Annotated in this window: 21 protein-coding genes; 12 read left to right on the forward strand and 9 right to left on the reverse strand. The window is 70.3% G+C overall.

Annotation, left to right across the window (positions count from 1 at the left end; translation table 11 throughout):
- Positions 1-45 precede the first annotated feature (45 nt).
- The 3 genes from ACIBCK_RS30505 to ACIBCK_RS30515 all read right to left on the reverse strand — a co-directional run bounded on the left by ACIBCK_RS30505 (position 46) and on the right by ACIBCK_RS30515 (position 2,853).
- Positions 46-906, reverse strand: a complete 861-nt coding sequence (locus tag ACIBCK_RS30505; RefSeq protein WP_399395945.1) for a hypothetical protein — start codon at positions 904-906, stop codon at positions 46-48.
- A 94-nt stretch (positions 907-1,000) separates the two neighbouring features.
- Positions 1,001-1,852, reverse strand: coding sequence for an ABC transporter permease (locus ACIBCK_RS30510; RefSeq protein WP_399395468.1), 852 nt, complete (start codon positions 1,850-1,852; stop codon positions 1,001-1,003).
- Positions 1,849-2,853 carry an ATP-binding cassette domain-containing protein gene (locus ACIBCK_RS30515; RefSeq protein WP_399395471.1) on the reverse strand — a complete coding sequence of 335 codons (1,005 nt, stop codon included), beginning with the start codon at positions 2,851-2,853 and terminating at the stop codon, positions 1,849-1,851. The genes ACIBCK_RS30510 and ACIBCK_RS30515 overlap by 4 nt, the downstream gene beginning before the upstream one ends.
- 153 nt (positions 2,854-3,006) lie before the next feature.
- Here ACIBCK_RS30515 and ACIBCK_RS30520 point away from each other — a divergent pair, with 153 nt between their 5' ends.
- Together ACIBCK_RS30520 and ACIBCK_RS30525 are read left to right on the forward strand one after the other, a co-directional pair.
- Positions 3,007-3,450 (forward strand): SH3 domain-containing protein, encoded by a 444-nt coding sequence (locus ACIBCK_RS30520; protein ID WP_399395473.1) that lies wholly within the window; start codon positions 3,007-3,009, stop codon positions 3,448-3,450.
- A 121-nt stretch (positions 3,451-3,571) separates the two neighbouring features.
- The gene (locus ACIBCK_RS30525; RefSeq protein ID WP_399395475.1) at positions 3,572-3,964 is read left to right on the forward strand and encodes a hypothetical protein; all 393 of its coding nucleotides are present in this window, start codon (positions 3,572-3,574) and stop codon (positions 3,962-3,964) included.
- Positions 3,965-4,072: 108 nt separating this feature from the next.
- On the opposite strand, the gene snpA is transcribed toward ACIBCK_RS30525, so the two are convergent.
- Positions 4,073-4,738, reverse strand: coding sequence for a snapalysin (snpA, locus tag ACIBCK_RS30530; RefSeq protein WP_399395477.1), 666 nt, complete (start codon positions 4,736-4,738; stop codon positions 4,073-4,075).
- 220 nt (positions 4,739-4,958) lie between these two features.
- Here snpA and ACIBCK_RS30535 point away from each other — a divergent pair, with 220 nt between their 5' ends.
- Positions 4,959-5,897, forward strand: coding sequence for a LysR family transcriptional regulator (locus ACIBCK_RS30535; protein WP_399395479.1), 939 nt, complete (start codon positions 4,959-4,961; stop codon positions 5,895-5,897).
- Positions 5,898-6,130: 233 nt separating this feature from the next.
- Positions 6,131-7,333 (forward strand): hypothetical protein, encoded by a 1,203-nt coding sequence (locus ACIBCK_RS30540; protein ID WP_399395480.1) that lies wholly within the window; start codon positions 6,131-6,133, stop codon positions 7,331-7,333.
- Positions 7,334-7,410: 77 nt separating this feature from the next.
- Here the strand turns inward: ACIBCK_RS30540 and ACIBCK_RS30545 are convergent, their stop codons facing one another.
- Positions 7,411-9,501, reverse strand: a complete 2,091-nt coding sequence (locus tag ACIBCK_RS30545; RefSeq protein ID WP_399395482.1) for a PhoX family protein — start codon at positions 9,499-9,501, stop codon at positions 7,411-7,413.
- A gap of 290 nt (positions 9,502-9,791) precedes the next feature.
- Here ACIBCK_RS30545 and ACIBCK_RS30550 point away from each other — a divergent pair, with 290 nt between their 5' ends.
- The 3 genes from ACIBCK_RS30550 (at position 9,792) to ACIBCK_RS30560 (ending at position 13,265) form a co-directional block, all read left to right on the forward strand.
- Positions 9,792-11,156: a VWA domain-containing protein gene (locus tag ACIBCK_RS30550; protein WP_399395484.1), complete on the forward strand. Its 1,365-nt coding sequence runs from the start codon at positions 9,792-9,794 to the stop codon at positions 11,154-11,156.
- A 91-nt stretch (positions 11,157-11,247) separates the two neighbouring features.
- Positions 11,248-12,882 (forward strand): methionine--tRNA ligase, encoded by a 1,635-nt coding sequence (gene metG, locus ACIBCK_RS30555; protein WP_399395486.1) that lies wholly within the window; start codon positions 11,248-11,250, stop codon positions 12,880-12,882.
- Between the two features lie 197 nt (positions 12,883-13,079).
- A complete protein-coding gene (locus ACIBCK_RS30560; RefSeq protein ID WP_399395487.1) occupies positions 13,080-13,265 on the forward strand; it encodes a hypothetical protein in 186 nt (61 codons plus the stop codon).
- 204 nt (positions 13,266-13,469) lie between these two features.
- Here ACIBCK_RS30560 and aspS read toward each other — a convergent pair whose 3' ends face one another.
- On the reverse strand, positions 13,470-15,254 hold the full coding sequence (gene aspS, locus ACIBCK_RS30565; RefSeq protein ID WP_399395489.1) for an aspartate--tRNA ligase: 1,785 nt from the start codon (positions 15,252-15,254) through the stop codon (positions 13,470-13,472).
- Positions 15,255-15,417: 163 nt separating this feature from the next.
- On the opposite strand from aspS, the gene ACIBCK_RS30570 reads away from it, so the two are divergent.
- Positions 15,418-17,595 (forward strand): SpoIIE family protein phosphatase, encoded by a 2,178-nt coding sequence (locus tag ACIBCK_RS30570; protein ID WP_399395491.1) that lies wholly within the window; start codon positions 15,418-15,420, stop codon positions 17,593-17,595.
- A 56-nt stretch (positions 17,596-17,651) separates the two neighbouring features.
- Here ACIBCK_RS30570 and ACIBCK_RS30575 read toward each other — a convergent pair whose 3' ends face one another.
- The 3 genes from ACIBCK_RS30575 to ACIBCK_RS30585 form a co-directional block, all read right to left on the reverse strand.
- Positions 17,652-18,719, reverse strand: a complete 1,068-nt coding sequence (locus ACIBCK_RS30575; protein ID WP_399395493.1) for an AI-2E family transporter — start codon at positions 18,717-18,719, stop codon at positions 17,652-17,654.
- Positions 18,720-18,765: 46 nt separating this feature from the next.
- Positions 18,766-19,722, reverse strand: a complete 957-nt coding sequence (locus tag ACIBCK_RS30580) for a pirin family protein (RefSeq protein ID WP_399395495.1) — start codon at positions 19,720-19,722, stop codon at positions 18,766-18,768.
- A 150-nt stretch (positions 19,723-19,872) separates the two neighbouring features.
- Positions 19,873-20,361: an SseB family protein gene (locus ACIBCK_RS30585; RefSeq protein WP_363210398.1), complete on the reverse strand. Its 489-nt coding sequence runs from the start codon at positions 20,359-20,361 to the stop codon at positions 19,873-19,875.
- A gap of 144 nt (positions 20,362-20,505) precedes the next feature.
- On the opposite strand from ACIBCK_RS30585, the gene ACIBCK_RS30590 reads away from it, so the two are divergent.
- From ACIBCK_RS30590 to ACIBCK_RS30605, 4 genes are all read left to right on the forward strand, one after another.
- The gene (locus tag ACIBCK_RS30590) at positions 20,506-22,353 is read left to right on the forward strand and encodes an acyl-CoA dehydrogenase (RefSeq protein ID WP_399395496.1); all 1,848 of its coding nucleotides are present in this window, start codon (positions 20,506-20,508) and stop codon (positions 22,351-22,353) included.
- Between the two features lie 611 nt (positions 22,354-22,964).
- On the forward strand, positions 22,965-24,269 hold the full coding sequence (locus ACIBCK_RS30595) for a M18 family aminopeptidase (RefSeq protein WP_399395498.1): 1,305 nt from the start codon (positions 22,965-22,967) through the stop codon (positions 24,267-24,269).
- Between the two features lie 115 nt (positions 24,270-24,384).
- Positions 24,385-24,606 (forward strand): DUF6458 family protein, encoded by a 222-nt coding sequence (locus ACIBCK_RS30600; RefSeq protein ID WP_367043799.1) that lies wholly within the window; start codon positions 24,385-24,387, stop codon positions 24,604-24,606.
- Between the two features lie 155 nt (positions 24,607-24,761).
- The gene (locus tag ACIBCK_RS30605; protein ID WP_399395500.1) at positions 24,762-26,933 is read left to right on the forward strand and encodes a BTAD domain-containing putative transcriptional regulator; all 2,172 of its coding nucleotides are present in this window, start codon (positions 24,762-24,764) and stop codon (positions 26,931-26,933) included.
- Positions 26,934-26,967 lie beyond the last annotated feature (34 nt).

Genomic DNA, 26,967 nt, shown 5'->3' on the forward strand with positions numbered 1-26,967 from the left:
CCCGAAACCAGAGGGCTCCGCCCCCTGGACCCCCGCAAGATGTCCTCAAACGCCGGACGGGCTGGACTTCTCAGCCCGACGGCGCCGAAGCAACCACGCGGCAAGCGCGACCGCAAGACCCACCCCCAGAATCACCCACCCCGCCACACTCAGCGTGAGCGTCAACGCGTCGTAGACCGCCTCCGCGGCAGGGCGGGAGACGTCCTTCGGGAGGTCGTCCAGAGTCAGCCCCCGGCCCACCATGACCGCCACGGCAAGCACCGCCCCGGCCAGCGCAGCGCCCAGCGCCGTGCGGATGACCGCGCGGCGGCGGTGCACCGCCAGGAAGATGCCCGCCACGGCGAGGAGTACCGCCGCGACCGGGAGCCAGAGGCCCGCCACCTGGAGCATGTGGAATCCCTTCCCGAAGGGGCCGAGGTCCGAGGACTCCATGAGGGTCACCTCGGTGTGCGTGACGGGGATGCGGTCCGCGAACGGCACGCCGTCGGCGCCCAGTTGACGCTTGACCTGTTCGGTGATGGGAGCCAGGTCGATGGTGACCGCGCCGCCGTCGGACCGGTCGCTGAGCGCGTCCTGCACCGCGTCGTGCGCGGCGCGGTTCGCCGCGTTCCAGGCCGTCTTGAACGCCTTCGTCCCGGTGAAGGAACGCACCGCGTCCCGTACGAACGACTCGACGGTGCCCTGCAGCGGGCCGACGTCGATCTCCTTCATCACCGAGTCGGTGACCGCCCCGGCCACCGCGTCCCCCACGTCGGGGTCGGAGGCGAGCGGCGCCATCGTGGCGACGTACGCGTCGGCGTCCTCGATCTCGTACTTCGCCCAGGTGGAGAGCGTGCCGAGCGGCACGAGGAGTACGGCGATGACGAGGAGGACGGCGGACAGCGGGCGTCTGAACACGTCTCCCAGGAGACGCCGGTCGACGTCCCGGTCACGCCTGGCGCGACCGGGACGAGTGCATACGGGGCAAGAAACTCCTACTTGCGGTTGTCGGACCGCCTCGCTACTTGCGGTTGTAGAGCCGCATCGTCACCGGGCCGAAGACCGCGACGAGCAGCACCGCCCAGCCGAGCGCCCACATGAGCGACGAGCCCGGTGACGTACCCGCCATCAGATCGCGGACGGCGGACGCGACATGGGTGATCGGGTTGTTGTTCACGAAGGCCTGCAGCCAGCCCGGCATCGTCTCGGGCTTCACGAAGATGTCGCTGAGGAACGTCAGCGGGAAGAGCACCATCATGCTGACGCCCATCACCGACTTCTCCGTGCGCAGCAGCAGGCCGAACATCGTCCACACCCACGAGAAGGCGAAGGAGAAGACCAGGAGCAGGAGCACCCCGGCCAGTACGCCGAGGACGCCGCCGTCCGGGCGGAAGCCGATGATCATGCCGACGGCCAGCATGACCAGGGACGCGATCGCGTAGCGCAGCATGTCGCCGAGCAGGTAGCCGACCATCACCGACGGGCGCCAGATCGGCAGCGTACGGAAGCGGTCGAAGACGCCCTTCTCGATGTCGATGTTCACCGAGACGCCCGTGTACATCGTGATCATGACGACGGACATCACGAGGATGCCGGGCAGCAGGTACTGGATGTACTCGCCCGGCGATCCGGCGAGCGCGCCACCGAAGAGGTACGTGTACATCAGCACCATCATGATCGGGAACGCCGTCACGTCGAAGAGCTGCTCCGGGACATGCTTGATCTTGAGCATGGCCCGCCAGCCGAACGTCAGGGACGCGGAGAACGCGCTGGGGCGCGCAGGCCTCTCGCCGGCGATCAGCAGTTCGGCGAGGGACTCGGTGCTGACGGGCGCCAGGTCCTGGGCCTCGGATGTGGTGGTCGCGGTGCTCATGCCTGTGCCTCTTTCTCTTTCTCCGCCATGTCCGTCGCGTGATGGGGGGTGCCGGTGAGGGCGAGGAACACCTCGTCCAGGCTGGGCTGGCCGAGGGAGAAGTTGTCCACGATGATCCCCGCGCGGGCCAGTTCGGCCAGGGCGCGTGAGGCCTTCTCCGCGGCGCCCTGGCCGTTCGCCTCGCCGTTGCCGACGCGGGCGGTGAGGGCCACCGGGTCGGGCTCCAGCTGGACTTCGGCGTCGAGCGCGGTCCGCAGCGCCCGCGCGGCGTCGTCGCGCTGCTCAGGGTCCCGGAGCCTGACGTGCACCGAGCCCGCGCCGACCGACGCCTTCAGGTCGCCCTTGGTGCCCTCCGCGATGACCTTGCCGTCGTCGATGACGGCGATGCGGGAGGCGAGGTGGTCGGCCTCGTCCAGATACTGCGTGGTCAGCAGGACCGTCGTGCCGTGCGCGACGACCGCCCTGACGATGTCCCAGACCTGGTTGCGGCTGCGGGGGTCGAGGCCCGTCGTCGGCTCGTCGAGGAAGAGCAGGTCGGGGGTGTTGAGGATGGACGCCGCGATGTCGATGCGGCGGCGCATGCCGCCGGAGTAGTGCTTCACCTGGCGGGCGGCCGCGTCGCTCAGGCCGAAGGCCGCCAGGAGCTGCGCCGCCCTGCTGTACGCCGCCTTCTTGCCGTGTCCGGTGAGGCGGGCGAGGAGCACGAGGTTCTCGGTGCCCGTCAGGTCCTCGTCCACCGACGCGTACTGCCCGGTGAGGCTGACCCTGCTGCGTACGGCGTCGGCCTCGCGCACGACGTCGTGACCGAAGACGTGGGCGTCGCCGCCGTCCGGGCGCAGCAGGGTGGCGAGCATCTTCACGGTGGTGGTCTTGCCCGCGCCGTTCGGCCCGAGCAGGCCGTAGACCGTGCCGGCCGGGATGGTGAGGTCCACGCCGTCGACGGCGCGGTTGTCACCGAAGGTCTTCACCAGGCCCGCGGTCTCGATGGCCACGCTGTTCATGTCGTACGCCCTCTCCCGATCGGTCGTCGTCCGTCACGAGGGCAGACCCTCGCCGAGGCGCAAACTCATCGTCCGGTGGAGCCTTAGACCGAACGGGTGTTTGCTGGAGGAGGGAAGAGGGGTGGGGGGACGGGGGGAAAGAGGAGGTCGAACATGCGGACCACTCCGGCCCTGAGGGCCACTCCGGCCGCCCTGGGAACTCTCGTCACCGCGCTCCTGACCGCGGGCGCGCTGTCCCTCGGAGGTGCATCACCAGCATCCGCCACCGCGTCACCCACGCACAACACCCACGATGTGGTCTGGGGGACGATCACCGCCCCCGTCGACCTGAAGATCCGGGACGCGCCCTCCACCAGCGCCTCGATCGTCGCGAAGCTGCCCGCGGAGAGCCAGGACCGCGTCGAATGCCAGACACGCGGCGCCAGCGTCTGGGGCGACACGACCTGGTACTGGCTGGGCGGGGTGCAGGGCTGGGCCAGCGCCGCCTATGTGGACACCGGTGGACGGCACGTGCCGAGCTGCGCCACGTCGGACCCGTGCCAGGAGTACAAGCCGTGCTGGGACACGTGCCAGGGCGGCTACAACCGCTACCACTGAGGCCGCCGAGTTGCCGGGCGGCGCCGGTGGGTGTGCCCTGGATGGTGGGGCGGATGTGCTGCACCGTCCTCCCGGGGGCGGCTGATTCCGGCTGATTCCGGACTGTCTGGAGGAACCCGTCATGGCTCACGTGGCATCCACTTCGGCAGGACCTCGGGTACTCGGCGGCTCCGCGGCTTCCAGAGCCGCCACGGCCACCGCGCTCCTCGCCGTGGTCTACGGCATCTGGGCGGCGGGCATCGCGCGGGACGCGGGCCCCATCACCACCGGGAACGTGCTGCTCGGCATCGTGGCGGGAATCGTCGTCGGCGCGGTGTTCATGGGGCTGCGCACCATCGCGCCGCGGCTGCCGCGCGAGCTGCGGGCGGCGGCCTGGGCGGCCTTCGCCGGTATCGCGTTCGGCTATCTCTACAGCCTGACCGACGCGACGATCCTGCGGTCCGTGTTCATGTCGCTCGGAGTGACGGGCGGCGTGCTGGCCATGATGTTCTACCGGTACTACACGCACGAGTAGACGTCCGCCCCGGGCGCCACTGCTCCTCCGTACGCAACTACCCCCGTCACGCGACTGTGCCCGCCGGCATCGAGCGACGCCGGCGGGCACAGGCTGTGGAGCGGAAGGTCAGCCGACCTTCTCCATTCTGTCCAGCTTGTCCAGCGCCTTCGCGAGACCGTTGGCCCACAACTGGTCGACCCTGGAACGCTCGTTGGCGTCGGGCTGCGAGTTGGTGCACGACGTGCCCGGTCCGCCTCCGGACATCAACTCACTGCACGGGCCCTCGTAGTGGTCGGGAAGACCGAGGACGTGGCCCGTCTCGTGCGCCGTCACGCGCGTCGAGTCGTACTGCTGGTTCTGCGCGTAGTCCAGGAAGATGTACCCGCTGCCGTGGCCGTCCGTGCTCGCGTACGAACCACGCGGGTCGTTCCCCTCGCGGTACTCGAAGTTCGCACCGCCACTCCCCTCCTGGAGCTTCACATTGGACACCGCGCTGTTCCAAATGGAGGTGCTGCTGGCTATCTGCTGCGCGAAGGTCGGCGCGCCGGAGGCGTCGTACACCACCGTGACCTGCTTCGCGCCCGGGTTGGCCGCGCGCTTCTCGGCGACCGACTTCAGGACGGCCTCGAAGAACGCCTTGTTGGCCGCGGCTTCCTCACCGGACCCGGCGTAGTTGGCGTACGCGGCAGTGGTGGACGGCGCGGTGGGGGTCGCGGCCGTCGCCGATGTCGTGCCGAGGCCGGCGGCGGTGAGGCCGAAGACGGCTGCGGCGGACAGGTAACGCTTGTTCATGTGGGGGGCTCCCTACTCGTTCGGTGAAAGGTGAACGGTTCGGTACCGGGAGTGTCGGGGAGCCAGGGGCGTCCGGGGATGATGGCAAGTGGCGATAGCGCCGGACTATCGCCCGCCCTTCGCCAACTTCGCGGCGGGCCACGGCGGTGCCCAACTCAGGTGGTTCCCGTGGGATTTGTGAGTCTGGTGCGCCGCCCTCTGCCGCTCTACGCTCACAGCCATGGAGCTCGAGGTGAGACACCTCCGCGCGCTGTGCGCCATCGCCGACACCGGCAGCCTGCACAAGGCGGCGCGCCAACTCGGCATGAGCCAGCCCTCGTTGACGACACAGCTGCGCCGCATCGAGCAGGAGATCGGCGGCCAGCTCTTCGCCCGCGAACGCACCGGTTGCCGGCCGACCCCGCTCGGCCGCGTCGCCCTCAGCCGCGCCCGCCCCCTCGTCAGCGAGATGCGCGCGCTGGTCAACGAGACCAAGGCGGCCGCCGCCCGCGCTTCGGAGGGCCCGCAGCTGCGCATCGGCTCCACGGCGAGCCGTGCCATACCGGGCTGGCTGCGCAGGCTGCGGCTGCGGCTGCCCGGCACCGAGACCTCGCTCCAGATGGACGTCTCCGCGAACGCGCTGCTGCGGATGGTCGCGGGCGGGCAACTCGACGTGGCCTTCGTGCACGAGGTGGAGGGGAGCCCGCTGCGGATGCCGGAGGGGCTGCGGCGGCGCGTACTGGTGGACCGTGAACCGCAGTTCGTCTTCCTCGCCGCCGACCACCCGGCGGCGGCGCAGCCCGTCGTACGCCTCACCGACCTGGCCGCCGACCGGTGGATGGTGGACCCGACGGTGGACGGCGAGTGGGACGGGCTGCTCCGGGTCCTGCGGGCGGCCGGGCTCAACCCCCGTGTCCTGCACGGCGATTACCTCACCGCGTCCTCCCTCGTCGCCACCGGCGAGGTCGTCACGGTCTGCCAGCCGACCTCGCACGCGAGACCCGACATGGCGGTCAGACCGCTGCACGGCGACCCGCTCGGCGTGCGGCTGCTCGTGGCGGCCCGTACGGAGGGGGAGCTCGACGCGGTGTACGAGGACCTGGAGGCCTCGTACTGGGAGGCTGCGCGCCAGGCGCCCGCCTACGGGGAGTGGCTGGAGGGGCGCGCGAAGGCGGCGTGAGCCAGGCCCCGGAGAAGGCGGCGTGACCTAGGTCCCGGAGAACCGGTGACCTTCGGCCTCACCCTGCCTGACCTGCACTTTTGCCGGTTTCACGGCTCCGCGTCACCGTATGCGGCTGGTTGTTACGTTCTCTACGGATGACGCACACACGGCGCCCGTAGCTTCAGGTCTGTCGCTGCCGCAAACAGGCACAAAGACGGACAGTTCGACCGACCAGTCACAAGGGATCCGCTATGCGCGCCACCCGCCGTACCTTCCGCACCGCCGCCATCGCCACCGGAGCGATAGCCGCTCTCGCCGTCCCGACGACAGCGTCCTTCGCCGCCGACGCCCCGTCGAACCCGCAGGGCCAGGTCTCACCGGGAGACCAGAACGGCGCCACGGACCAGGATCACGACAAGAGCCAGGACCAGGACCAGAAGAAGGATCAGGACGAGAAGAAGGACGACGAGACGCCCAAGCCGGGCAGCTGGGAGTCCAAGGGCACGGTCGACCTCGGCAAGGGCTGGTCCGCGCAGGTCGAGGTCAACGCGTCCGCACGCACCGCCAAGGCGGCCCTCTCCCTCGACGGCGCCGCCAAGGGCTCCCTGACCGCATACGAGAAGTCCGCGAGCACCACCATCGACGGCAACACCTTCACCCTGACGCCCGACGGCCAGGTCACCGCCAAGCTCGTGAACAAGGACAAGGACAAGGACAAGCCCGTCCCCGGCGGCTGGGTCTCCAAGGGCACCACCGACCTCGGGAACGGCTGGTCGGCGAAGGTCGACGTGAACGCCTCCGCCCGCAGCGCCAAGGCGGAGATCTACCTCCACAAGGCCGTCAAGGGCTCCCTGAAGGCGTACATCAATCCCTCGACCGCCAAGATCGACGGCTGCACCTTCAAGCTCACCGCGGACGGCACCCTCACCAAGACGGGCGGCAAGCCGACCCCGCCGAAGCCGCAGCCCAAGCCCGACCACCAGCGCGTCCTGGTCCGCCAGTACACGAACCTCGGCGGCTCCGGCTTCGACGCGAAGGTCTACAAGGTCAAGAGCGGCTACGAGGCCGACATGATCGCCAAGGCCCCCGACACCGGCAAGAAGAGCGTCTGGGACACCCTCAAGCAGTCGGGCGACAAGCCCGCCTACGGCCAGCACAACGGCGCGCACTTCGTGCTCAACCCGGACGGCACCATGAAGGGCTGGACCGAGGGCAAGTCCCACACGGGCGGCAACAGCAACAACAACAGCGGTCACGGTCAGAAGCCGCAGCCGCAGTCCCAGCCGCGGAACGGCACCTCCCAGGTCGTCCCGAAGGGCGGCGTCAAGGCCGGCTCCGAGGGAATGACCCCCGCCGGTGAGAGCGCCCCGCTGATGGCGGCGGGCGGCGGCATGGCGGCGCTCGGCGCGGCGGGCCTCGGCTTCGCGCTGTACCGCCGCAAGCAGAACAACTGACGTCGCGGAGGCGGCGATACGACGATGGGGCACCCCGCGGGCGCGGGGTGCCCCATCGCGTAAGTACCGTACGTACCTCAAATGCCGATGTCGCAGCCGTCCTCGCGCCAGACGGACACGACCGAGGGGCGGACGATCTTGCCGGGGCCGTCGGGCCAGGCGCTCGCGGGCTTCTCCACGGACGCGCCGTCGATCTCGCCCGGGTGCTGCACCGAGACGAGCACGCGGTTGTCCTGGATCAGCGGGCCGCAGGTCTCCGCGCCCTTCGGCATGGTCAGGAACTGCTTGAGCTCACCGCGCCGGTCGCCCTTGACCGCGACACCGAACAGGCCGTCGTGCGAGCCGAGTTGGTTGCCGTCCGTCGAGATCCACAGGTTGCCGTGCGGGTCGAAGGCGACGTTGTCCGGGCAGGAGATCGGGCTGACCTCGTCCTTCGGGAAGCCCGCGAAGTACGTCGCCGGGTCCTCGGGGTCGCCCGCGACGAGGAAGAGCGACCAGGCGAAGACCGTCGACTCCGGCCGATTACGGCGCTCGGTCAGCTCCAGGATCTGCCCGTGCTTGTTGAGGTTGCGCGGATTGGCCTCGTCGGCCCCGGCCTTGCCCTCCTTGCCGCGGTCGGAGTTGTTCGTGAGCGCGACGTACACCTTGCCGGTGTGCGGGGAGGGCTCGATGTCCTCGGGGCGGTCCATCTTCGTGGCGCCGACCTTGTCACCGGCCTGGCGCGTGAAGACGTACACCTCCTCGGCGGTCATGCCGTCGACGTGCGAGACGGCGTGGCCCTTGGGGCCCGCGGTGGCGAGCGGGATCCAGACGCCGCTGCCGTCGAACTCGCCGTCGGCGGGCAGCTTGCCGGTGCCGTCGATGTCGGCGGCGGGGGAGTCGCCGGTCAGCTTGGCGACGTACAGGGTGCCCTCGTCGAGGAGCGTGAGGTTGTGCGCGTGCGCGGCACGCGACTTCCCCTTGTCGACGCGCTTGCTGCTGACGAACTTGTAGAAGTAGTCGAACTTCTCGTCGTCGCCCATGTAGACCACCGGGCGCCCGTCGTGCGTGAGGCGCGGCTGCGCGGCCTCGTGCTTGAAGCGGCCGAGCGCGGTGCGCTTGCGCGGGGTCGATTCGGGGTCGTACGGGTCGAGTTCGACGACCCAGCCGAAGCGGTTGGCCTCGTTGGGCTCTTTGACGAGGTCGAAGCGATCGTCGAACCGCTCCCATTTCCTCTCGGAAGCGGCGCCGATGACGCCGTAGCGCTTGAGGCGCGCGGCGGCGGCCGGGTCCGTCACCTTCTCGGCGTTGGCGAAGTACTGGTTGAAGTTCTCCTCGCCGTGCAGGGTCGTGCCCCACGGGGTGGTGCCGCCCGCGCAGTTGTTGAGCGTGCCGAGGACCTTGGTACCGCGCGGATCGGCCTTCGTACGGACGTACTTGCCGCCCGCGGCGGGTCCGGTGAGCCGGAACTCGCTGGTGGCGGTGAGGCGGCGGTTGAGCTGGTGGCGGCTTACGGCGGACAGCTTGCCGCTCCTGCGCTCCTCCTCGACGACCACGACGGAGAGGCCGTGCGCGGCCCAGGCGATCTCGACCTGCTCGCGGGTGGGGTTGGCGGCGTCGTAACCCTTGAACATCAGGATCTCGTCGGTGTACTCGTGGTTGGCCACGAGGACCTGACGCCCGCGCTCGCGGTGCAGCGGCAGGAGGCTCAGGAAGTCGTTGTTGTAGCCGAACTGCCCGGCCTGCGCCTTCGCGGTCTGCTTGTCGGCGTCGAAGGCGGGCGCGCCGCGGAGGATGGGCTCGCCCCAGCGGATGACGACGTTCTGGGCGTAACCGTCCGGGATCGTCACGGAGTCGGTGGTGTTGGGCGCGACGGGCGTGAAGCGGAGACCACGCGCCCCCTTTTTGCTTTTGTGCGACGCCGGTTTCCGGGGCGCGGCTGCCGCCTGCGGGGCGGCGGGGCCCGCGACGACGGCGCTGCCCGCGGCGGTCGCCACGGTCACGACCGCGGCGGCGCGCATCATGGAACGGCGGCTGAGGGCTCCCGCTATGACGTCGCCGACGTACTCGTTGTCGCTGGTGTTGGGCACCTCGTGGAAGCAGGCGTCACCACAACGGAACCGGCAGGTCAGGGCGGAACGGTTGCCGCTCCCCTGGTGCGAGGTGATGATCGGCAGCAGCTTGCGCACGGGTTCCTCCGTTGGGTGGCGTGTGCCTGGCGGGTGTCTGGCGTGTGCCTGGCGTGGCTTGATTCCGCCGAGACGCTAGGCGCGGTGGTCGGCAGGGCAACGGCCTGAGGGTGAACGAGAGGTGAACCGCGAGCGCACAGAGGGCAGTTGAGCTGCGTGTGCGCGGTAAGGGTGACGGCGGAGGGATGCTTGGGCGACCCTCACGAAGATCACGGATTGCGGCGGCTAACCTTACGTGTCCGCCCTGGCCAGGGGTTATCGGGAATCAACTCACGCGAAGGGGTGCACCCATGGGCATTCTGAGTGTCCTGCGGAATGCGTTCGGACGGTCGTCACGCAAGGGGGATCAGGCTCCGGAGCCTCAGGCGGCGCCCCCGGAGGCCTCCGAGACGCCTGAGGCTGCCGCGTCCGCCTCCGCGTCCGCGACGGTGCCGGCGCCCTCCTCCGAGCGGGTGCCTCCGGCGGCCGAGCCGAAGGCGTCGGTTCCGGCTCCGTCGTCCGAGCCTTCGCCTTCGGCGGTGGATGATCTCGTCGCCGCGGCGTTCGACCGGGACCGGGTGTCGGTACCTTCGCCGTCCCCGGAACCGGATCTGACTCCTAAGCCCGAAGCGGAGCCGGAAGCGGAGGCCGCCACCCCGGAGGTCGCCACTGAGCCCGAGGCTGACGCCCCGGAGACCGAGGTCGTCACCCCGAAGGTCGCCGACGAGCCCGTGGCTGACGCAGAGCCCGAGGCGACCGCCCCCGAGGCCGAGGTCGTGACCCCCGAGGTTGTCGCCCCCGACGCAGTTGTCGCCGACGCCGCTGAACCGGAACCGTCAGTTGTGCCCACCCGTCCCGCCCAGCGGGACGAATGCCCACAACAGGCGACCCCCACGCCCGCCCCCGAGGCTGAGGACGTCGACGTCGACGCCGCCGCTGTGGCGGCGGAAGTACACGTGACCCCGGCGGAGCCCGAAGCACCCGTGGTGGAGGAAGCCGTCCCGGCGGAGCCCGAAGCTTCGGGAGGGGGAGAGACCGCCGAAGCCCTGGCGCAGCCAGCCCTCGCGGCCGCGTACAAGGCGGCAGCCGAAGCCCTCCAGAAGAGGGAGCTCACGGGGGTCCGCGCCCCCGTATACCTCGTACTGGACCGCTCCGGCTCCATGCGCTCGTACTACAAGGACGGCTCCGCCCAGAGCCTGGGCGAGCAGGTGCTGGCCCTGGCCGCGCACACCGACCCGGAAGCCACCGTGCACGTCGTCCTCTTCTCGACCGAGATCGACGGCACCGGCACCCTCACCCTCCCCATGCACGAGGGCCGTATCGACGAGCTGCACGCCGCGGCGGGCCGCATGGGCCGCACCAGCTACCACGCCGCGATCGAAGAGGTCGTGGCCCACTACGAGAAGTCGGAGCACAAGGGCAGCCCCGCCCTCGTCGTCTTCCAGACGGATGGCCCCCCGGACGCGAAGGGCCCCGCCAACCAAGCCCTCGCGGACGCGGCCAAGCACCCCCTCTTCTTCCAGTTCGTCGCGTTCGGCGAGCACGAGGCGAAGGGCTTCGACTACCTCCGCAAGCTGAAGGCGGACAACGCCGCCTTCTTCCACGCGGGCCCCACCCCCCGCGAGCTCACGGACGCGGAGCTGTACGAGGGCCTGCTGGCGGCCTGGCGCCCGTAACCTCAAAGGAACCCCAGGGGGTGGACCCGTCAGGGTCCACCCCCTGGAATCGAGGTGAATCGCCCGCTCCGGGGCCGTTAGGATTTCGACCATGGCGGCCACTGGATCCGAGAAGCAGGGAGCGGGCGAGAACGCGAAGGCGTTCTACGTCTCGACCCCCATCTACTACGTAAACGACGCTCCTCACCTGGGCCACGCCTACACGACCGTTGCAGGGGACGTGCTCACGCGCTGGCACCGTCAGCGCGGCGAGAAGGTGTGGTACCTCACCGGCACGGACGAGCACGGTCAGAAGATCATGCGCACTGCCGAGGCGAACGACGTCACGCCCCAGGCGTGGTGCGACAAGCTCGTGGACGAGGCCTGGCGGCCTCTCTGGGAGCACCTGAACATCGCAAACGACGACTTCATCCGCACGACGGAGCGGCGTCACACCGACCGCGTCCAGGAGTTCGTCCAGGATCTCTTCGACAAGGGCGAGATCTACAAGGGCGGCTACGAGGGCCCGTACTGCGTGGGCTGCGAGGAGTACAAGCTCCCCGGCGACCTCATCGACGGCGAGGCCGGCGGCGAGTTCGAGGGGCAGAAGCTCTGCCCCATCCACAAGAAGCCGGTGGAGCTCCTCAAGGAGGAGAACTACTTCTTCAAGCTGAGCGAGTACGGCCCGAAGCTCCTCGCCCATTACGAGGCGAACCCGGACTTCATCCAGCCCGAGTCGGCCCGCAACGAAGTGGTGAACTTCGTCAAGCAGGGCCTCCAGGACCTCTCCATCTCGCGCTCGACGTTCGACTGGGGCGTCAAGGTCCCGTGGGACGACAAGCACGTCATCTATGTCTGGGTCGACGCCCTCCTCAATTACGCCACGGCCGTCGGCTACGGCGCGGACGAGGACAAGTTCAAGTCAACCTTCCCCGCCGACGTCCACCTGGTCGGCAAGGACATCCTCCGCTTCCACGCGGTCATCTGGCCCGCGATGCTGATGGCGCAGGGTCTGCCGCTGCCGGGCCGTATCGCGGCGAACGGCTGGCTGATGGTCGGCGGCGAGAAGATGTCGAAGTCGAACCTCACGGGCATCAAGCCGCAGGACCTCACGTCCCACTTCGGTGTGGACGCGTACCGCTGGTACTTCCTGCGTGCCATCGCGTTCGGCCAGGACGGCTCGTTCTCGTGGGAGGACTTCACCGCCCGCTACACGAGCGAGCTGGCGAACGACTACGGGAACCTCGCCTCGCGCGTGGCCGCCATGGTCGGCAAGTACTTCGGCGGCGCGCTTCCCGAGGCGACGGCGGTCGGCGCCGCTGAGCAGGCGGTCCAGGAAGGCCTCGCCAAGGCGGTCGCGACGGCCGACCTGAAGATCGGCGAGGAGCTGGACTTCCAGGCCGGCATCCTGGCGGTCTTCGCCTTCGTCAAGCAGGTCAACGGCTACATCACGGAGCAGGAGCCGTGGAAGGTGGCCAAGGACGAGTCCCCGGAGGGCCAGGCCCGCCTGGCGACGATCCTGTACACGGCGGCGGAGTCGCTGCGCGCGGTGGCCGTCCTCCTCAACTCCGTCATGCCGGAGACCTCGCAGAAGCTGTGGGACTCGCTCGGCGCGGAGGCCTCGCTCGGCGCGCTCGCCGGGCAGAAGGTCCAGGACGCGGGTACGTGGGGGCAGCTGCCGGTCGGTGCGACGGTGACGAAGGGTGCGGTGCTGTTCCCGCGCCTGGAGGAACCGAAGCAGTCGTAACCGCCTGAAACCGGCGGACAACCGGCCAGACCGGGGGCCAACGCTCTCCTGAACTGCCCTGAAGGGGCTCGCGATTCACGTCGCGGGCCCCTTCTGCTTGCCCAACTTGGCTGGTTTATGCGGGTCCAATAGCGATACCGATCACATTCGACCAGAACTCACGCCGTCTTCACATCTTCGTACGTACGCTTCACTGTATGACCACGACTCCCGACACCCCCGACCGGCCGCGCACAGCGGCCGAGGTGAACGAGGAGATACGTGCGCTCTGGCTGCGCACGGGCGGCTATCTCCGGCCCGAGCAGCACCTTGAGTACGAGAAGCTCGTCGCGGAGTGGGCCGAGGCAACGGCATCAGCGGCCTCGCACTCCCCGGCGGTTTAACCCCCACCACAAACCAGCCGCGCGCGCACGGCGCGTGTCAGTGCACGGTGCCAGACTCCCGCGCGTGGCAGACATCGCTCCTGGAGACGGGCACCCCCCTCCCGGACGAGCCGTGGCCGGTGCCGGGCAACTAACGGCTCGGCGCACGGCGAAGGGCCCCGGACGCAATTGGTCCGGGGCCCTTCGACTCGTCTGCAGGCGGCGCTACTTGTCCGTCTCGCCCTTGCCGGAGGCGACCGGCTTGCGGAGTTGGATGTTCAGTTCGCGCAGGCGGGACTCCTCCAGTTCGGAGGGGGCGCCCATCATCAGGTCCTGGGCGTTGCCGTTCAGCGGGAAGGCGATCGTCTCGCGGATGTTCGGCTCGTCCGCGAGGAGCATCACGATGCGGTCGACGCCGGGGGCGATGCCGCCGTGCGGCGGGGCGCCGAGGCGGAAGGCGCGGAGCATGCCCGCGAACTCCCGCTCCACCGTCTCCGCTTCGTAGCCCGCGATCGCGAAGGCCTTCAGCATGACCTCGGGCTCGTGGTTACGGATCGCGCCGGAGGACAGCTCGATGCCGTTGCAGACGATGTCGTACTGCCAGGCGAGGATGTCGAGGGGGTCCTTCTCCTCCAGGTCCTTCATGCCGCCCTGGGGCATCGAGAAGGGGTTGTGGGAGAAGTCGATCCTGCCGGTCTCCTCGTCCTTCTCGTACATCGGGAAGTCGACGATCCAGCAGAAGCGGAAGACGCCCTCCTCGAAGTGGCCCGCACGCTTGGCCGCCTCGACGCGGACGGCGGACATGATCTTCGAGACCTCGTCGAACTCGCCCGCGCCGAAGAACACCGCGTGGCCGGGGGCCAGGGAGAGGCGCTTCGTGAGCTCCTCCACGTTCGCCTCCGTCAGGAACTTCGCGATCGGGCCCGTCAGCGAGCCGTCCTCGGCCACGCGCACCCAGGCCAGGCCCTTCGCGCCCTGCTCGACCGCGTAATCACCGAGGCCGTCGAAGAACTTGCGGGACTGCGACGCCGTGTCCGGGACCGGAAGCGCGCGCACGTGCTTGCCCGCGAACGCCTTGAACTCGGAGTCCGCGAAGATGTCCGTGATGTCGGTCAGTTCGAGCTTCGCGCGCAGGTCCGGCTTGTCGTTGCCGTACTTCAGCATCGACTCGCGGAACGGGATGCGGGGGAACGGGGACGTGACCTCGCGGCCGCCTCCGTACTCCGTGAAGATCTCCGTCATCAGCTTCTCGATGGGCTGGAAGACGTCTTCCTGCTCGACGAAGCTCATCTCGACGTCGAGCTGGTAGAACTCGCCCGGCGACCGGTCCGCACGCGCGTCCTCGTCACGGAAGCACGGCGCGATCTGGAAGTAGCGGTCGAAGCCCGAGATCATGAGCAGCTGCTTGAACTGCTGCGGGGCCTGCGGCAGCGCGTAGAACTTGCCCGGGTTCAGACGGGACGGCACCACGAAGTCGCGGGCGCCCTCGGGGGACGTCGCGGCGAGGATCGGCGTCGCCATCTCGTTGAAGCCGAGGGCCACCATCTTCGAGCGGATCGAGGCGATGACGGAGGACCGCAGCATGATGTTGCGGTGCATGCGCTCGCGGCGCAGGTCCAGGAAGCGGTACTCCAGGCGCCGCTCTTCGTTCACGCCGTCGTCCGCGTTGATCGTGAACGGGATCTGCTGGGCCGCGCCGAGCACCTCGACCTCGGCGGCCTCGATCTCGACCTCGCCGGTGGGCAGCTCGGGGTTGACGTTCTCCGCGCCGCGCGAGACGACCTTGCCGTCGATACGGACGACCGTCTCCTTGGAGAGCTTGTCGAGCGTCTCGGCGGCGGCCGTGCCGGGGCGGGCAACCAGCTGCGTGATGCCGTAGTGGTCGCGCAGATCGATGAAGAGGATGCCGCCCAGGTCTCGGCGATTGTGCAGCCAGCCGCTCAGCCGGACGTCGGAGCCGACGTCAGAGGCGCGGAGCTCGCCGCAGGTGTGGGACCTGTACCGATGCATCTTCGTTCATCCAGTCTTCGCGAATAGGGGAGAGAGCAGACAGGCCTTAAGGCTACCGTCCGGGCGGAGATCGCTTTCCGGATTACTTCGCGGATCACTCCGGAGCGCTCATCGCCACCCCCGGCGGTGGCGACTTGTCCACCGATCTTCCTAAAGTGGGTCAATGCGCACCGACGATCCCTTGCAGCAGGCGGGGGACGAACCCCTGCCTCCCGTAGGGGACGTCCTGGCGGCCATCGCCACCGGCCTGTGGCGCTGGGACAACGCGGCCGGCACCGTCACCCTCGACGCGGAGGCGGCCCGGCTCCTCGGGCTTCCCCCGCACACCCAGACGCTCACCGAGGCGGGCGTGCGCTCCCGCTTCCACCCGGTTGACTGGAACGAGATCGACGGCATCGTCCAGCTCGCCGTCGCCGAGGGCACCCTCGCCGAGGCCCGGCTGCGGATCATGGACGACCAGGGCCGGGTGGTGCGCATGGTGCGCAGCCGCTCCAAGCCAGTCGTGGACGCGGCCACGCACACGTACGAGCTCATCGGCACCCTGCAGGAGGTCACCGAGCCACCGCCGGGCGCCGCCGCCCGCAGCCCGGTCACCGGCGACTGGCGGCGCTCCCGCGAGGCGTTCCTGCTCGACGCGGGGCGCGCGCTCGCCGAGGCGCGGTCGACGGAGGAGGTGCTCCGCGTCGCCAGCGGGCTCTCCATGCCGGGGTTCTCGCCGGACGGGCTCGGTGTCTTCGGGGTCGAGGGCGACCGGCTCAAGGTCATCGGGCATTACGGGCACCAGCCGGGGGACGACCTGCCCTTCTCGGCGATGACCCTGGACACGGACTACCCGGCCGCCGAGGTGGTCCGCACGGGCCGCGCGGTCTACCTCTCCTCGCCCGAGGAGTACCACCGCCGCTACCCCGCGACCTGGCCGCTGGCCCAGCCCTTCGACCGGCAGTCCTGGGCGTTCCTGCCGCTGACCGTCGCGGGCCGCACGATGGGCGCGTGGCTTGCGGCCTTCGCCTACCCCGTCTCGTTCACGCCGGACGAGCGCTCCGTCCTGACGACGGTGGCCCGGATGCTGGCCCAGGCCCTGTCGCGGGCCGGGGTCGCCGAGTCGGAGCGGGAGCTGACGGAGGGCCTGCAGCGCTCGATGCTGCCGCTGCTCGGGCCGCGCATCCCGGGGATGAACGTGGCCGCGCGGTATGTGCCGACCGGTGGCGGGCTCCAGGTGGGCGGCGACTGGTACGACATGATTCCGCTGCCCAACGGCCGCATCGCCTTCGTCATCGGTGACGTGCAGGGGCACGACGTGCGTGCGGCCGGGCTCATGGGGCAGCTGCGGATCGCCCTGCGCGCGTACGCGTCCGAGGGCCACCGGCCGGACGCCGTGCTCTCCCGGGCCACCCGTTTCCTGTCGGGGATCACGGACGGCATCGTGGTGGGCTCGGACGGCGCCTCCGATGACGACGCGACCGACCCCACCGACCCGCGCTTCGCGACCTGCCTCTACGTGGAGGCCGACCCGGCCACCGGCGTCCTGGAGATCGCCCGCGCGGGCCACCCGGAGCCCGCGATACGGATGAGCGACGGCACGGTCCTGCTGCGCCCCACGGCGGGCGGCCTGCCGCTGGGCATCGACCCGGACGCGGACTACCCCACGACCCGCCTCGTCCTGGAGCCGGGCGAGACGATGCTTGTCTGCACGGACGGCCTCATCGAGACCGGTGGCCACGACCTGGACAGCGGCTGGAAGCGGATCCGCAAGATCCTGGAGGAGGACGGCGGCGGTGGCGACGGCGACGACGACGGCCTCGAAGAGCTCGCCGACACCCTCGTGCAGGCCGTGCACGGGCCCTCGTCGCACCAGAACACGGGGCCGCTCGTGGACCGCCGCGAGGACGACATAGCGGTCCTGCTGCTGCGCAGGGCCGGCCATCCCGCCCATCGCACGCCCGCCCGCCGCACCGTCCTCACCGTCGCGCAGGCCGAGCCGGAGCGCATCGCGGGGGCGCGGCGCCATGTGCGGGAGCTGCTGCACGACTGGGCCGTCGCCGATCAGGTCGACTCGGCGGTCCTGATGGTCTCCGAGATGATCACGAACGTACTGGTGCACACGGACGGCGACGCGCTCCTTGTCGCCGAGGTCATCGGGGAGCCGGGCTCGCGCCGCCTGCGGGCCGAGGTCTCCGACAGCAGCGACGACCTGCCGCACATGCGCCACCCCGGTGAACTGGCCTCGTCAGGGCGGGGGTTGGTCCTGATGGAGCTGCTCGCCGACGAGTGGGGGGTGGACCCCAGGGGCGAGGGCAAGAGCATCTGGTTCGAGCTGTACGAGGGGAGCGCGGGCGAGTGAGCGACGGCGCCCGAAGCTCCGGGCACCGTCGCTCACCGGCTCCGCCGAGTTCGTCCTCAGACGCCGGACGTGCTTGATTCCCCCGCGACATCCCCCGCCGCATTGCGTTCCCGCAGCTCGGAGATCACCCCGAAGACCGCAGCCGTCACCGGCACCGCGAGCAGCATCCCCAAGATCCCCGCCACGGACGCCCCCGCGGCGATCGCCAGCATGACGACCGCCGGATGCATCTGCACGGTCCGCGACTGGATCACCGGCTGGAGCACGTGCCCCTCCAGGACCTGCACGGCGAGTACGACACCCAGCGCCCACAAGGCGATGACGAAGCCCCGGTCGGCGAGCGCCACGAGGACGGCGACCGCGCCGGAGATGAACGCGCCGAGGTAGGGGATGTAGGCGCCGATGAACACGAGCGCGCCGAGCCCCCACGCCCCCGGCACCCGCAGGATCAGCAGCCCTGCGGTGATGCAGATGGCGTCGATCAGCGCGATGAACGTGGTGCCGCGCATGAACCCCTCGACGGCCTCGAAGGCGCGCCTGCCCATCGCCTCGACGGTGTCGGCACGGCCGCGCGGCGCGAGCGAGCGCATGGAGCCAAGGGCCCGCTCGGAGTCGCGCAGGAAGAAGAAGACGAGCAGCAGCGCGAGAACGGCCATCGCGATCATCTCGCCGACGACGCTGAGCCCGCTGATCACCCCGGACGCGGCCGAGCCGCCGAACTTGCCGAGCAGCTCCTTGGCGTTGGACGCCATGTCGTCCAGGGAGGTCCCCGCCGCACCGAAGTGTTCGGTGAGGTCGGCCGCGGCCTGCTTCAGGGAGGCGACGATCTGGTCACCTGTGTCGACCAGGGCCTTGACCACGATGTACATGGCGCCGCCGACGACCGCGACGATGACCGCGCAGGTCAGCCCGGCGGCCAGCGACCGCTGCACCTTCATCTTCAGGAGCCAGCGGTAGACGGGCCCGAGGAGTGCCGTGCCGAGGAGCGCGAGCAGCACCGGGGTGACGGCCGTCTTGAAGGTGACGAAGAGCCAGATCGCCACGGCGGCCACGCCGGCGACGAGCAGGAGGACGACGCACCAGGCGGCGGCGCGGCGTACGGGCTCGGGCAGAAGGGTGCTCACCCTCCTACCCGAGCATGGCGCGGGCGGCGCCGCACCTTATGCGCGGCTACATGCCGTGCACGGCGGGGACCGTGCCGAGCAGGCCCTTCTGGAAGTCCTCGAAGGCCTGCTGGAGCTCGGCCTGACTGTTCATCACGAACGGTCCGTAGTGCGCCATCGGCTCCCGGATCGGCTGTCCGCCGAGCAGCACGACCTCCAGGTCGGGGGTGTTCCCGTCCTGCTTCTCGTCCGCGCGGACGGTCAGCGATGAGCCCGCCCCGAAGACGGCCGTCTGGCCCATGTGCACCGGGCGGCGCTCGGCACCGACCGTGCCGCGCCCGGCGAGGACGTACGCGAGGCCGTTGAAGTCCTCGCGCCAGGGCAGGGTGACCTCCGCGCCGGGGCGCACCGTCGCGTGGATCATCGTGATCGGCGTGTGCGTGATGCCGGGGCCCTGGTGTCCGTCGAGCTCACCGGCGATGACGCGCAGGAGCGCGCCGCCGTCGGGGGAGGTCAGCAGCTGCACGTGGCCGCCGCGGATGTCCTGGTAGCGGGGGTCCATCATCTTGTCCCGCGCGGGCAGGTTCACCCACAGCTGGAGGCCGTGGAAGAGGCCGCCGGACTGGACGAGGGACTCCGGCGGCGCCTCGATGTGCAGGAGGCCGCTGCCTGCGGTCATCCACTGGGTGTCGCCGTTCTGGATGGTGCCGCCGCCACCGTTCGAGTCCTGGTGCACGAAGGTCCCGTCGATCAGGTACGTGACCGTCTCGAAGCCGCGGTGGGGGTGCCAGGGGGTGCCCTTCGGCTCCCCGGCGCCGTACTCCACCTCACCCATCTGGTCCATCATGATGAACGGGTCGAGGTACTTGTAGTTGATCCCCGCGAAGGCCCGGCGCACCGGGAAGCCCTCGCCCTCGAAGCCGCTCGGCGCGGTCGTCACGGCGAGCACGGGGCGGGCCACGGCGTCGCCGGACGCGGCCACACGGGGCAGGGTCAGCGGGTTCTCGACGGTCACAGCGGGCATGTCGGTGCCTCCTTCTTCGTACGTCCACTTTAGTTGAACGTAGAACTTCTTGCCACCGGGAACGCGGAACGCCCGGAGGGAATTCCCTCCGGGCGTTCCGGGTGGCTTGATGTCGCGGGCGGCGGCTAGCCGTCTGCGCAGCAATGGCGTCTAGCCATACATCCTTCGCATCGCGAAGTCGACCATCTGTTCGACGGCCTTCGCGTCGAAGACCATGCGGTGCTCGCCCTCCATGTCCAGGACGAAGCCGTAGCCGGTGGGGAGGAGGTCGATGACCTCCGCGCCCGTGATCACGAAGTACTTGGACTCCTTGCCCGCGTACCGGCGCAGCTCCTTGAGGGAGGTGAACATCGGGATGACCGGCTGCTGGGTGTTGTGCAGGGCGAGGAAGCCGGGGTTGTCGCCGCGCGGGCAGTAGACCTTCGAGGTGGCGAAGGCCTGCTGGAAGTCCTCGGCGGACATCGAGCCCGTGGTGAAGGCGCGCACCGCGTCCGCCAGGGACGGGGGCGACGGCTCGGGGTAGAGCGGAGGCTGCTGTGCGTACCCTTGCGCGCCGCCCGGCATCTGCTGCGGCGGCGGCTGTGCCCCGGGCGGGGCGTACTGCTGCTGGGCGCCTGGGCTCTGGTCGTAGCCGTACATGCCCGCAAGACTACTGAGCCCGCACGAGGACTGAGTCACAGATGCCCTATTAGGGGTTGCTTCTTATTACTGGCGGGTAGCATCATCGTAGCTACTTGCTGGTACAGATCCTGTTGATCCCTTTCTGCTTACGGAGCCGTCGCCATGGGGCACTACAAGTCGAATCTCCGCGACATCGAGTTCAACCTCTTCGAGGTGCTCGGCCGCGACAAGCTGTACGGCACCGGCCCGTTCGCCGAGATGGACGTCGACACCGCGAAGAGCATCCTCGAGGAGCTGCGCCGCCTCGCCGAGAACGAGCTGGCCGAGTCCTTCGAGGACGCCGACCGCAACCCGCCGGTCTTCGACCCGGCCACCAACACCGCTCCCGTACCGGCGTCCTTCAAGAAGAGCTACCAGGCCTTCATGGACTCCGAGTACTGGCGCCTCGGCCTGCCCGAGGGCATCGGCGGCACGACCGCGCCCCGCTCCCTGATCTGGGGCTACGCGGAGCTGCTCCTCGGCGCCAACCCGGCCGTCTGGATGTACTCCTCGGGCCCCGCGTTCGCGGGCATCCTGCACGACGAGGGCAACGACGCGCAGAAGAAGATCGCCGCGATCGCCGTCGAGAAGCAGTGGGGCTCGACGATGGTCCTGACCGAGCCGGACGCCGGTTCGGACGTCGGCGCCGGCCGCACCAAGGCGACTCTGCAGGAGGACGGCTCCTGGCACATCGAGGGCGTGAAGCGCTTCATCACGTCCGGTGAGCACGACATGTCGGAGAACATCCTCCACTACGTCCTCGCCCGCCCCGAGGGCCACGGCCCCGGCACGAAGGGCCTCTCGCTCTTCCTCGTCCCGAAGTACGAGTTCGACTGGGAGACCGGCGAGCTCGGCGAGCGCAACGGCGTGTACGCGACGAACGTCGAGCACAAGATGGGCCTCAAGGCGTCCAACACGTGCGAGATGACGTTCGGCGACCAGCACCCCGCCAAGGGCTGGCTGATCGGCGACAAACACGACGGCATCCGCCAGATGTTCATGATCATCGAGTTCGCCCGCATGATGGTCGGCACGAAGGCCATCGCGACGCTCTCGACGGGTTACCTGAACGCCCTGGAGTACGCCAAGGAGCGCGTGCAGGGCCCGGACCTGGCCCAGTTCATGGACAAGACGGCGCCCAAGGTGACGATCACCCACCACCCCGATGTCCGCCGCTCCCTCATGACGCAGAAGGCGTACGCGGAGGGCATGCGCGCCCTGGTCCTGCACACCGCGGCCGTCCAGGACGACATCCAGGTCAAGGAGGCGGCGGGCGAGGACGCGTCGGCGCTGATCGCCCTGAACGACCTCCTGCTGCCCATCGTCAAGGGCTACGGCTCGGAGAAGTCGTACGAGCAGCTGGCGCAGTCGCTCCAGACGTTCGGCGGCTCGGGGTACCTCCAGGAGTACCCCATCGAGCAGTACATCCGTGACGCCAAGATCGACACCCTCTACGAGGGCACGACGGCGATCCAGGGCCAGGACTACTTCTTCCGGAAGATCGTCCGCAACCAGGGTGCCGCGCTGAACGGCCTCGCCGAGGAGATCAAGAAGTTCCTCGCGGTCGGTACGGGCGGTGACACGCTGGCCGGGGCCCGCGAGGAGCTGGCCAAGGCCGCGGTCGATCTGGAGGCCATCGTCGGCGTCATGCTGACGGACCTCGCGGCCACGGAGTCCGACGTCAAGTCCATCTACAAGGTCGGCCTCAACACGACCCGCCTCCTGATGGTCTCCGGCGACGTCGTCGTCGGCTACCTCCTCCTGCGGGGCGCGGCGGTCGCCGCCGAGAAGCTGGAGTCGGGCACGGCTTCCGCCAGGGCTGTGTCTGCTAAGGATGTGGCCTTCTACGAGGGCAAGATCGCCGCGGCCAAGTTCTTCGCCGCGAACGTCCTGCCGGGCGTCTCCGCCGAGCGGAAGCTGGCCGAGGGCGTCGACCTGGGCCTGATGGAACTGGACGAGGCAGCGTTCTAGCCTCACGGCCTCACTTCGAGGGTGGCCCGCTCCCGCTTCGGGGGGCGGGCCACTCCGCTCTCGCTCCCCTGCTGGGGCGCCGCTGCGCGCCGGTTCCCGGATCTCCCCCACCCACCCGATCACCCCGCGCCCTAGGCTGACCGCCCTTCGCCAGCGGCACCGCTCCCAAGACGGCCAGCGGCCAGGATGCCGAGTGATCTGGCGGATGGGCTGGAAACATCCGGCGCGGAGCGCCCGGCCAGGTGACGACGGCGCCGCAGGTCACCGGCGGGCAACCGGCAGGACGCCGGGTGATCGGGTGGGTGGGTGGGAGAGATCCGGCGCGGAGCGCCCGGCCTAGTGACGACGGCGCCGCAGGTCACCGGCGGGCAACCGGCAGGACGCCGGGTGATCGGGTGGGTGGGTGGGAGAGATCCGGTGCGGAGCGCCGGGCCAGGTGGCCGCGGCCGGCCGGGGCGGGAGGAACGGCGCGAGGCGGCGGTTCAGGCCGCGAGGCTGGAGGAACGGCGCCGAGCGCGGTACCCCGGCCCGGGATACGGGCAGATCCGGTACGGAAACTCCCGGAAAAGGCGCCCCGCGCCAGGGGGTGCCCCCTAGCTAGGCTGGAAGCCATGAGCACCCCCGCCCGCTTCGACCGCGGCCACTCCGACGACCTCCTGACCTTCCTGGCGGCAAGCCCCTCGCCGTACCACGCGGTGGCCTCCGCCGCGGAGCGGCTGGAGAAGGCCGGTTTCCGGCAGGTCGAGGAGACCGACGCCTGGGACGGGGCAACCGGCGGGAAGTACGTGCTGCGCGGCGGCGCAATCATCGCCTGGTACGTCCCCGAAGGCGCCCCCGCGCACGCCCCGTACCGCATCGTCGGCGCCCACACCGACTCCCCGAACCTCCGCGTCAAGCCGAAGCCGGACACGGGCGCGCACGGCTGGCGGCAGGTCGCCGTCGAGATCTACGGCGGCCCGCTGCTCAACTCCTGGCTCGACCGCGACCTCGGCCTCGCCGGCAGGCTCTCGCTGCGGGACGGCACCACGCGCCTCGTGAACATCGACCGGGCCCTGCTGCGCGTCCCGCAGCTGGCGATCCACATGGACCGCGGAGTCGTCACCGAAGGCCTCAAGCTCGACAAGCAGAAGCACATGCAGCCCATCTGGGGCCTCGGCGACGACGTGCACGAGGGCGACCTCATCCAGTTCCTGGAGGAGGAGGCGGGGCTCGACCCCGGCGACATCACCGGCTGGGACCTGATGACGCACCCCATCGAGGCGCCCTCCTACCTCGGCCGTGACCGCGACCTCATCGCGGGCCCGCGGATGGACAACCTCCTCTCCGTGCACGCCTGTACGGCGGCGCTCGCCGCGGTCGCCACCGGGGACGACGCCGACGCCCTGCCGTACATCCCGGTGCTCGCCGCCTTCGACCACGAGGAGAACGGCTCCCAGTCCGACACCGGCGCCGACGGCCCGCTGCTCGGCAGCGTCCTGGAGCGGTCCGTGTTCGCCCGCGGCGGCACGTACGAGGACAAGGCCCGCGCCTTCGCCGGCACCGTCTGCCTCTCCTCCGACACGGGCCACGCCGTGCACCCCAACTACGCCGAGCGGCACGACCCGACGCACCACCCGCGCGCCAACGGCGGCCCGATCCTCAAGGTCAACGTCAACAACCGGTACGCCACGGACGGCGCCGGACGGGCCGTGTTCGCCGCCGCGTGCGAGAAGGCCGGGGTGCCCTTCCAGAGCTTCGTCTCGAACAACGCCATGCCCTGCGGCACGACGATCGGGCCGATCACCGCGGCACGGCACGGCATCAAGACCGTCGACATCGGCGTCGCGATCCTCTCCATGCACAGCGTGCGCGAGCTGTGCGGCGCGGACGACCCTCACCTGCTCGCCAACGCCCTGGTGGCCTTCCTGGAAGGCTGAGTTCCGCGAACGAAGGGCGAGTTCCGTGAACTGAACGCCGATTTCCGCTTCTCCGTGTGACCTCGCGAGGTCCGGGTACCCGATTGCCCTGCCACGACTTAGGGAGGCGGTCCTCATGGGCCTGGGCGGATGCATCATTCTGATCGCCGCGGGCGCCATCCTCGCGTTCGCCACCGACTGGGAGATGGAAGGCATCAACCTCACCGTCACCGGTCTGATCATGATGGCTGTGGGCGTGATCGGTGTCGCCGCGTTCACCAACGCGCGCCGCAAGACGGTCGTGCCGCCGGGCGCGACGGTGGTCGAGACGGAAGACGACCACCACCACCGCTACTGACGTCCGCTCCCTCTCGCGGGGGGCGTTTCAGCCACTCCTCGTCGCCGGGCCCGGCAGCCGCCTCCATGGCCGCCGGGCCCGGCGATACTCTTGGGCCTTGTTCGAAGCGTGATCCGACGCGCGAGGCGCAGGCGCGACAGAGGAGTTGAGGCCAGGTGGAGTTCCAGCTGCTCGGACCGGTGAGCGTCGCCGGAGGCAGCGGAGCGGTCCCCCTGGGCCCCGCCAAGCGCCGTAGTCTGCTGGCCGCGCTGCTGCTGCGGGCGGGCACCCCGGTCTCCGTGGACGCCCTGACCGAGACCCTCTGGGACGGCGAACCGCCGCTGCACGCACGCACCGTCATCCAGGGGCACATCTCCCGGCTGCGCGCCCTGCTCGTCGAGGCGGGCCTGGACGCGTACGGCGTGGAACTCGCCACGCAGGGCGGCGCGTACGCCCTCCAGCTCCCCGAATCCCTGCTCGATGTCAGCCGTTTCGAGGACCTCGTCAAACTCGCCGGACGGCAGAAGGAGCCTTCGGACGCGGCCCTGATGCTGCGGGAGGCGCTCGCGCTGTGGAACGGGCCCGCGCTGACCGGCACCGTCGCCACGGAGCCGATGCTGGCCGCCGCGCGGAGCCTGGAGGAGAGCCGCCTCGTCACCGTCGAGCAGCTCGCCGACGCGTACGGACGCCTCGGCTCGCACGGGCAGGCCGTGGGCCTGCTGACCGCGGAGTCGGTCCAGCACCCGCTGCGGGAAAGCCTGGTGGCGGCCCTGATGCGGGCGCTGCAGCGGTGCGGCCGGCAGTCCGAGGCACTGGAGTACTTCAACCGGACGCGGGAGCTCCTCGCCGAGGAGCTCGGCGTGGACCCCGGCAAGAAGCTGCGCCGGGCGTACGAGGAGATCCTCGCCGGTGAGCCCGACACCGGGGTCCACCCGACGCTGGGCGCTCCTCCGCCGCGGCGCCGGGGGCGGTACGACCTGGGCCTGAGCGGCGCGAAGGCGGCTCCTGCGACGGCCGCGACGCCCTCGGGGATCGGAGGCCCTGCGGCCTCCGCCGGAACCGCCGGAGCCGCCGGGGGAAGCCGTCCCCCACAGCGAGCGGAAGCCTCCCCGGCCGGGCAGAGCCGCGAGTCCGGCGGCGGGCAGGCGCAGGCGCGGACCTCGACGCAGGGGGCCGAAGGCCAGGGCACCGAAGGCCAGAACGCCACCCTCGCCACGTCCACCACACCCGCCTCGCCCGCAGCACCCGGCGCTCCCGACGCCCCCGCCTCCGCACCCGCGGACGGCCCCACGATCCCCCGCCTCCTACCGCGAGCGCCCCGCGCCTTCGCCGCCCGCAGGGAACAACTCGCTGCCCTGGAAGCCGTACTCGCCGAGGAGACGGAAGCGCCCATCGTCGTCCTCACCGGCGCTGCGGGCGTGGGAAAGACCGCCCTCGCCCTGCACTGGGCGCACCAGCACACGGCCCTCCACCCCGAGGGGCACCTCTTCGCCGACCTCCGCGGCTTCAGCGGCGGCGCCCCCGCCCACCCCGAACGCATCCTGCGCGAGTTCCTCATCGCCCTGGGCGTGCGGTCGCAGGACGTGCCGGCCGGCATCGAACCGGCGTCGGCGCTGTACCGCTCGCTCCTCGCCGAGCGGCGTCTCCTCGTCGTACTCGACAACGCCCACGACTCCGCCCAGGTCCGCCCCCTCCTGCCCGGCGCGACCCGCTGCACCACCCTCATCACCAGCCGCGTCCGTCTCGACGGCCTCGTCGCTTCCGACTGCGCCCGCCCGGTGCACATCGACCCGCTCAGCGAGAGCGACGGCGCCGAAGTGTTCCTGCGCGCCCTGGGGCAGAGCGCCGACGCCGCCGACCCCGAGGACGTACGCCAGGTCGCCCGCCTCTGCGACGGCCTCCCGCTCGCCCTGCGCATCGCCGCCGCCAGGCTCATCGGGCGCCCCCGGCGGACCGTGGCCGGGCTCGCCGCGGAACTCGCCGACGAGGAGCAGAGGCTGGCCCTGCTCTCCGCCGAGGACACCGGCGTCGCGGCCGCCCTGCGTACGTCGGTGGCGCAACTCCCCGGCAGCGACGCCTGGTTGCTCTCCTCGCTCACCCGGTCCGCCGCTCCGGAGGTCGACGCACCCGCGGCGGCGGCGCTCGCGGGCACGAACGTGTCCACCGCACGCCAAGGCCTCGACCGTCTCGCCGCGGTCCATCTGATCCGGGAAGAGGGGGCGGGACGCTACGTCCTGCCCGACCTGGTGCGGCTGTTCGCCCGCGCCCTGGACGCGCCGGTGACCACGACGCTCCGTCGGCCCCGCCCCGAGGAGCTGCGGCGGTCCGTCCCCGACTCCTCCACGTGACCCCGGGCCGGCGCTGACGATCCATTAGCCAGGT

This window comes from Streptomyces sp. NPDC051218 (assembly GCF_044455475.1).
Taxonomy (GTDB): domain Bacteria; phylum Actinomycetota; class Actinomycetes; order Streptomycetales; family Streptomycetaceae; genus Streptomyces.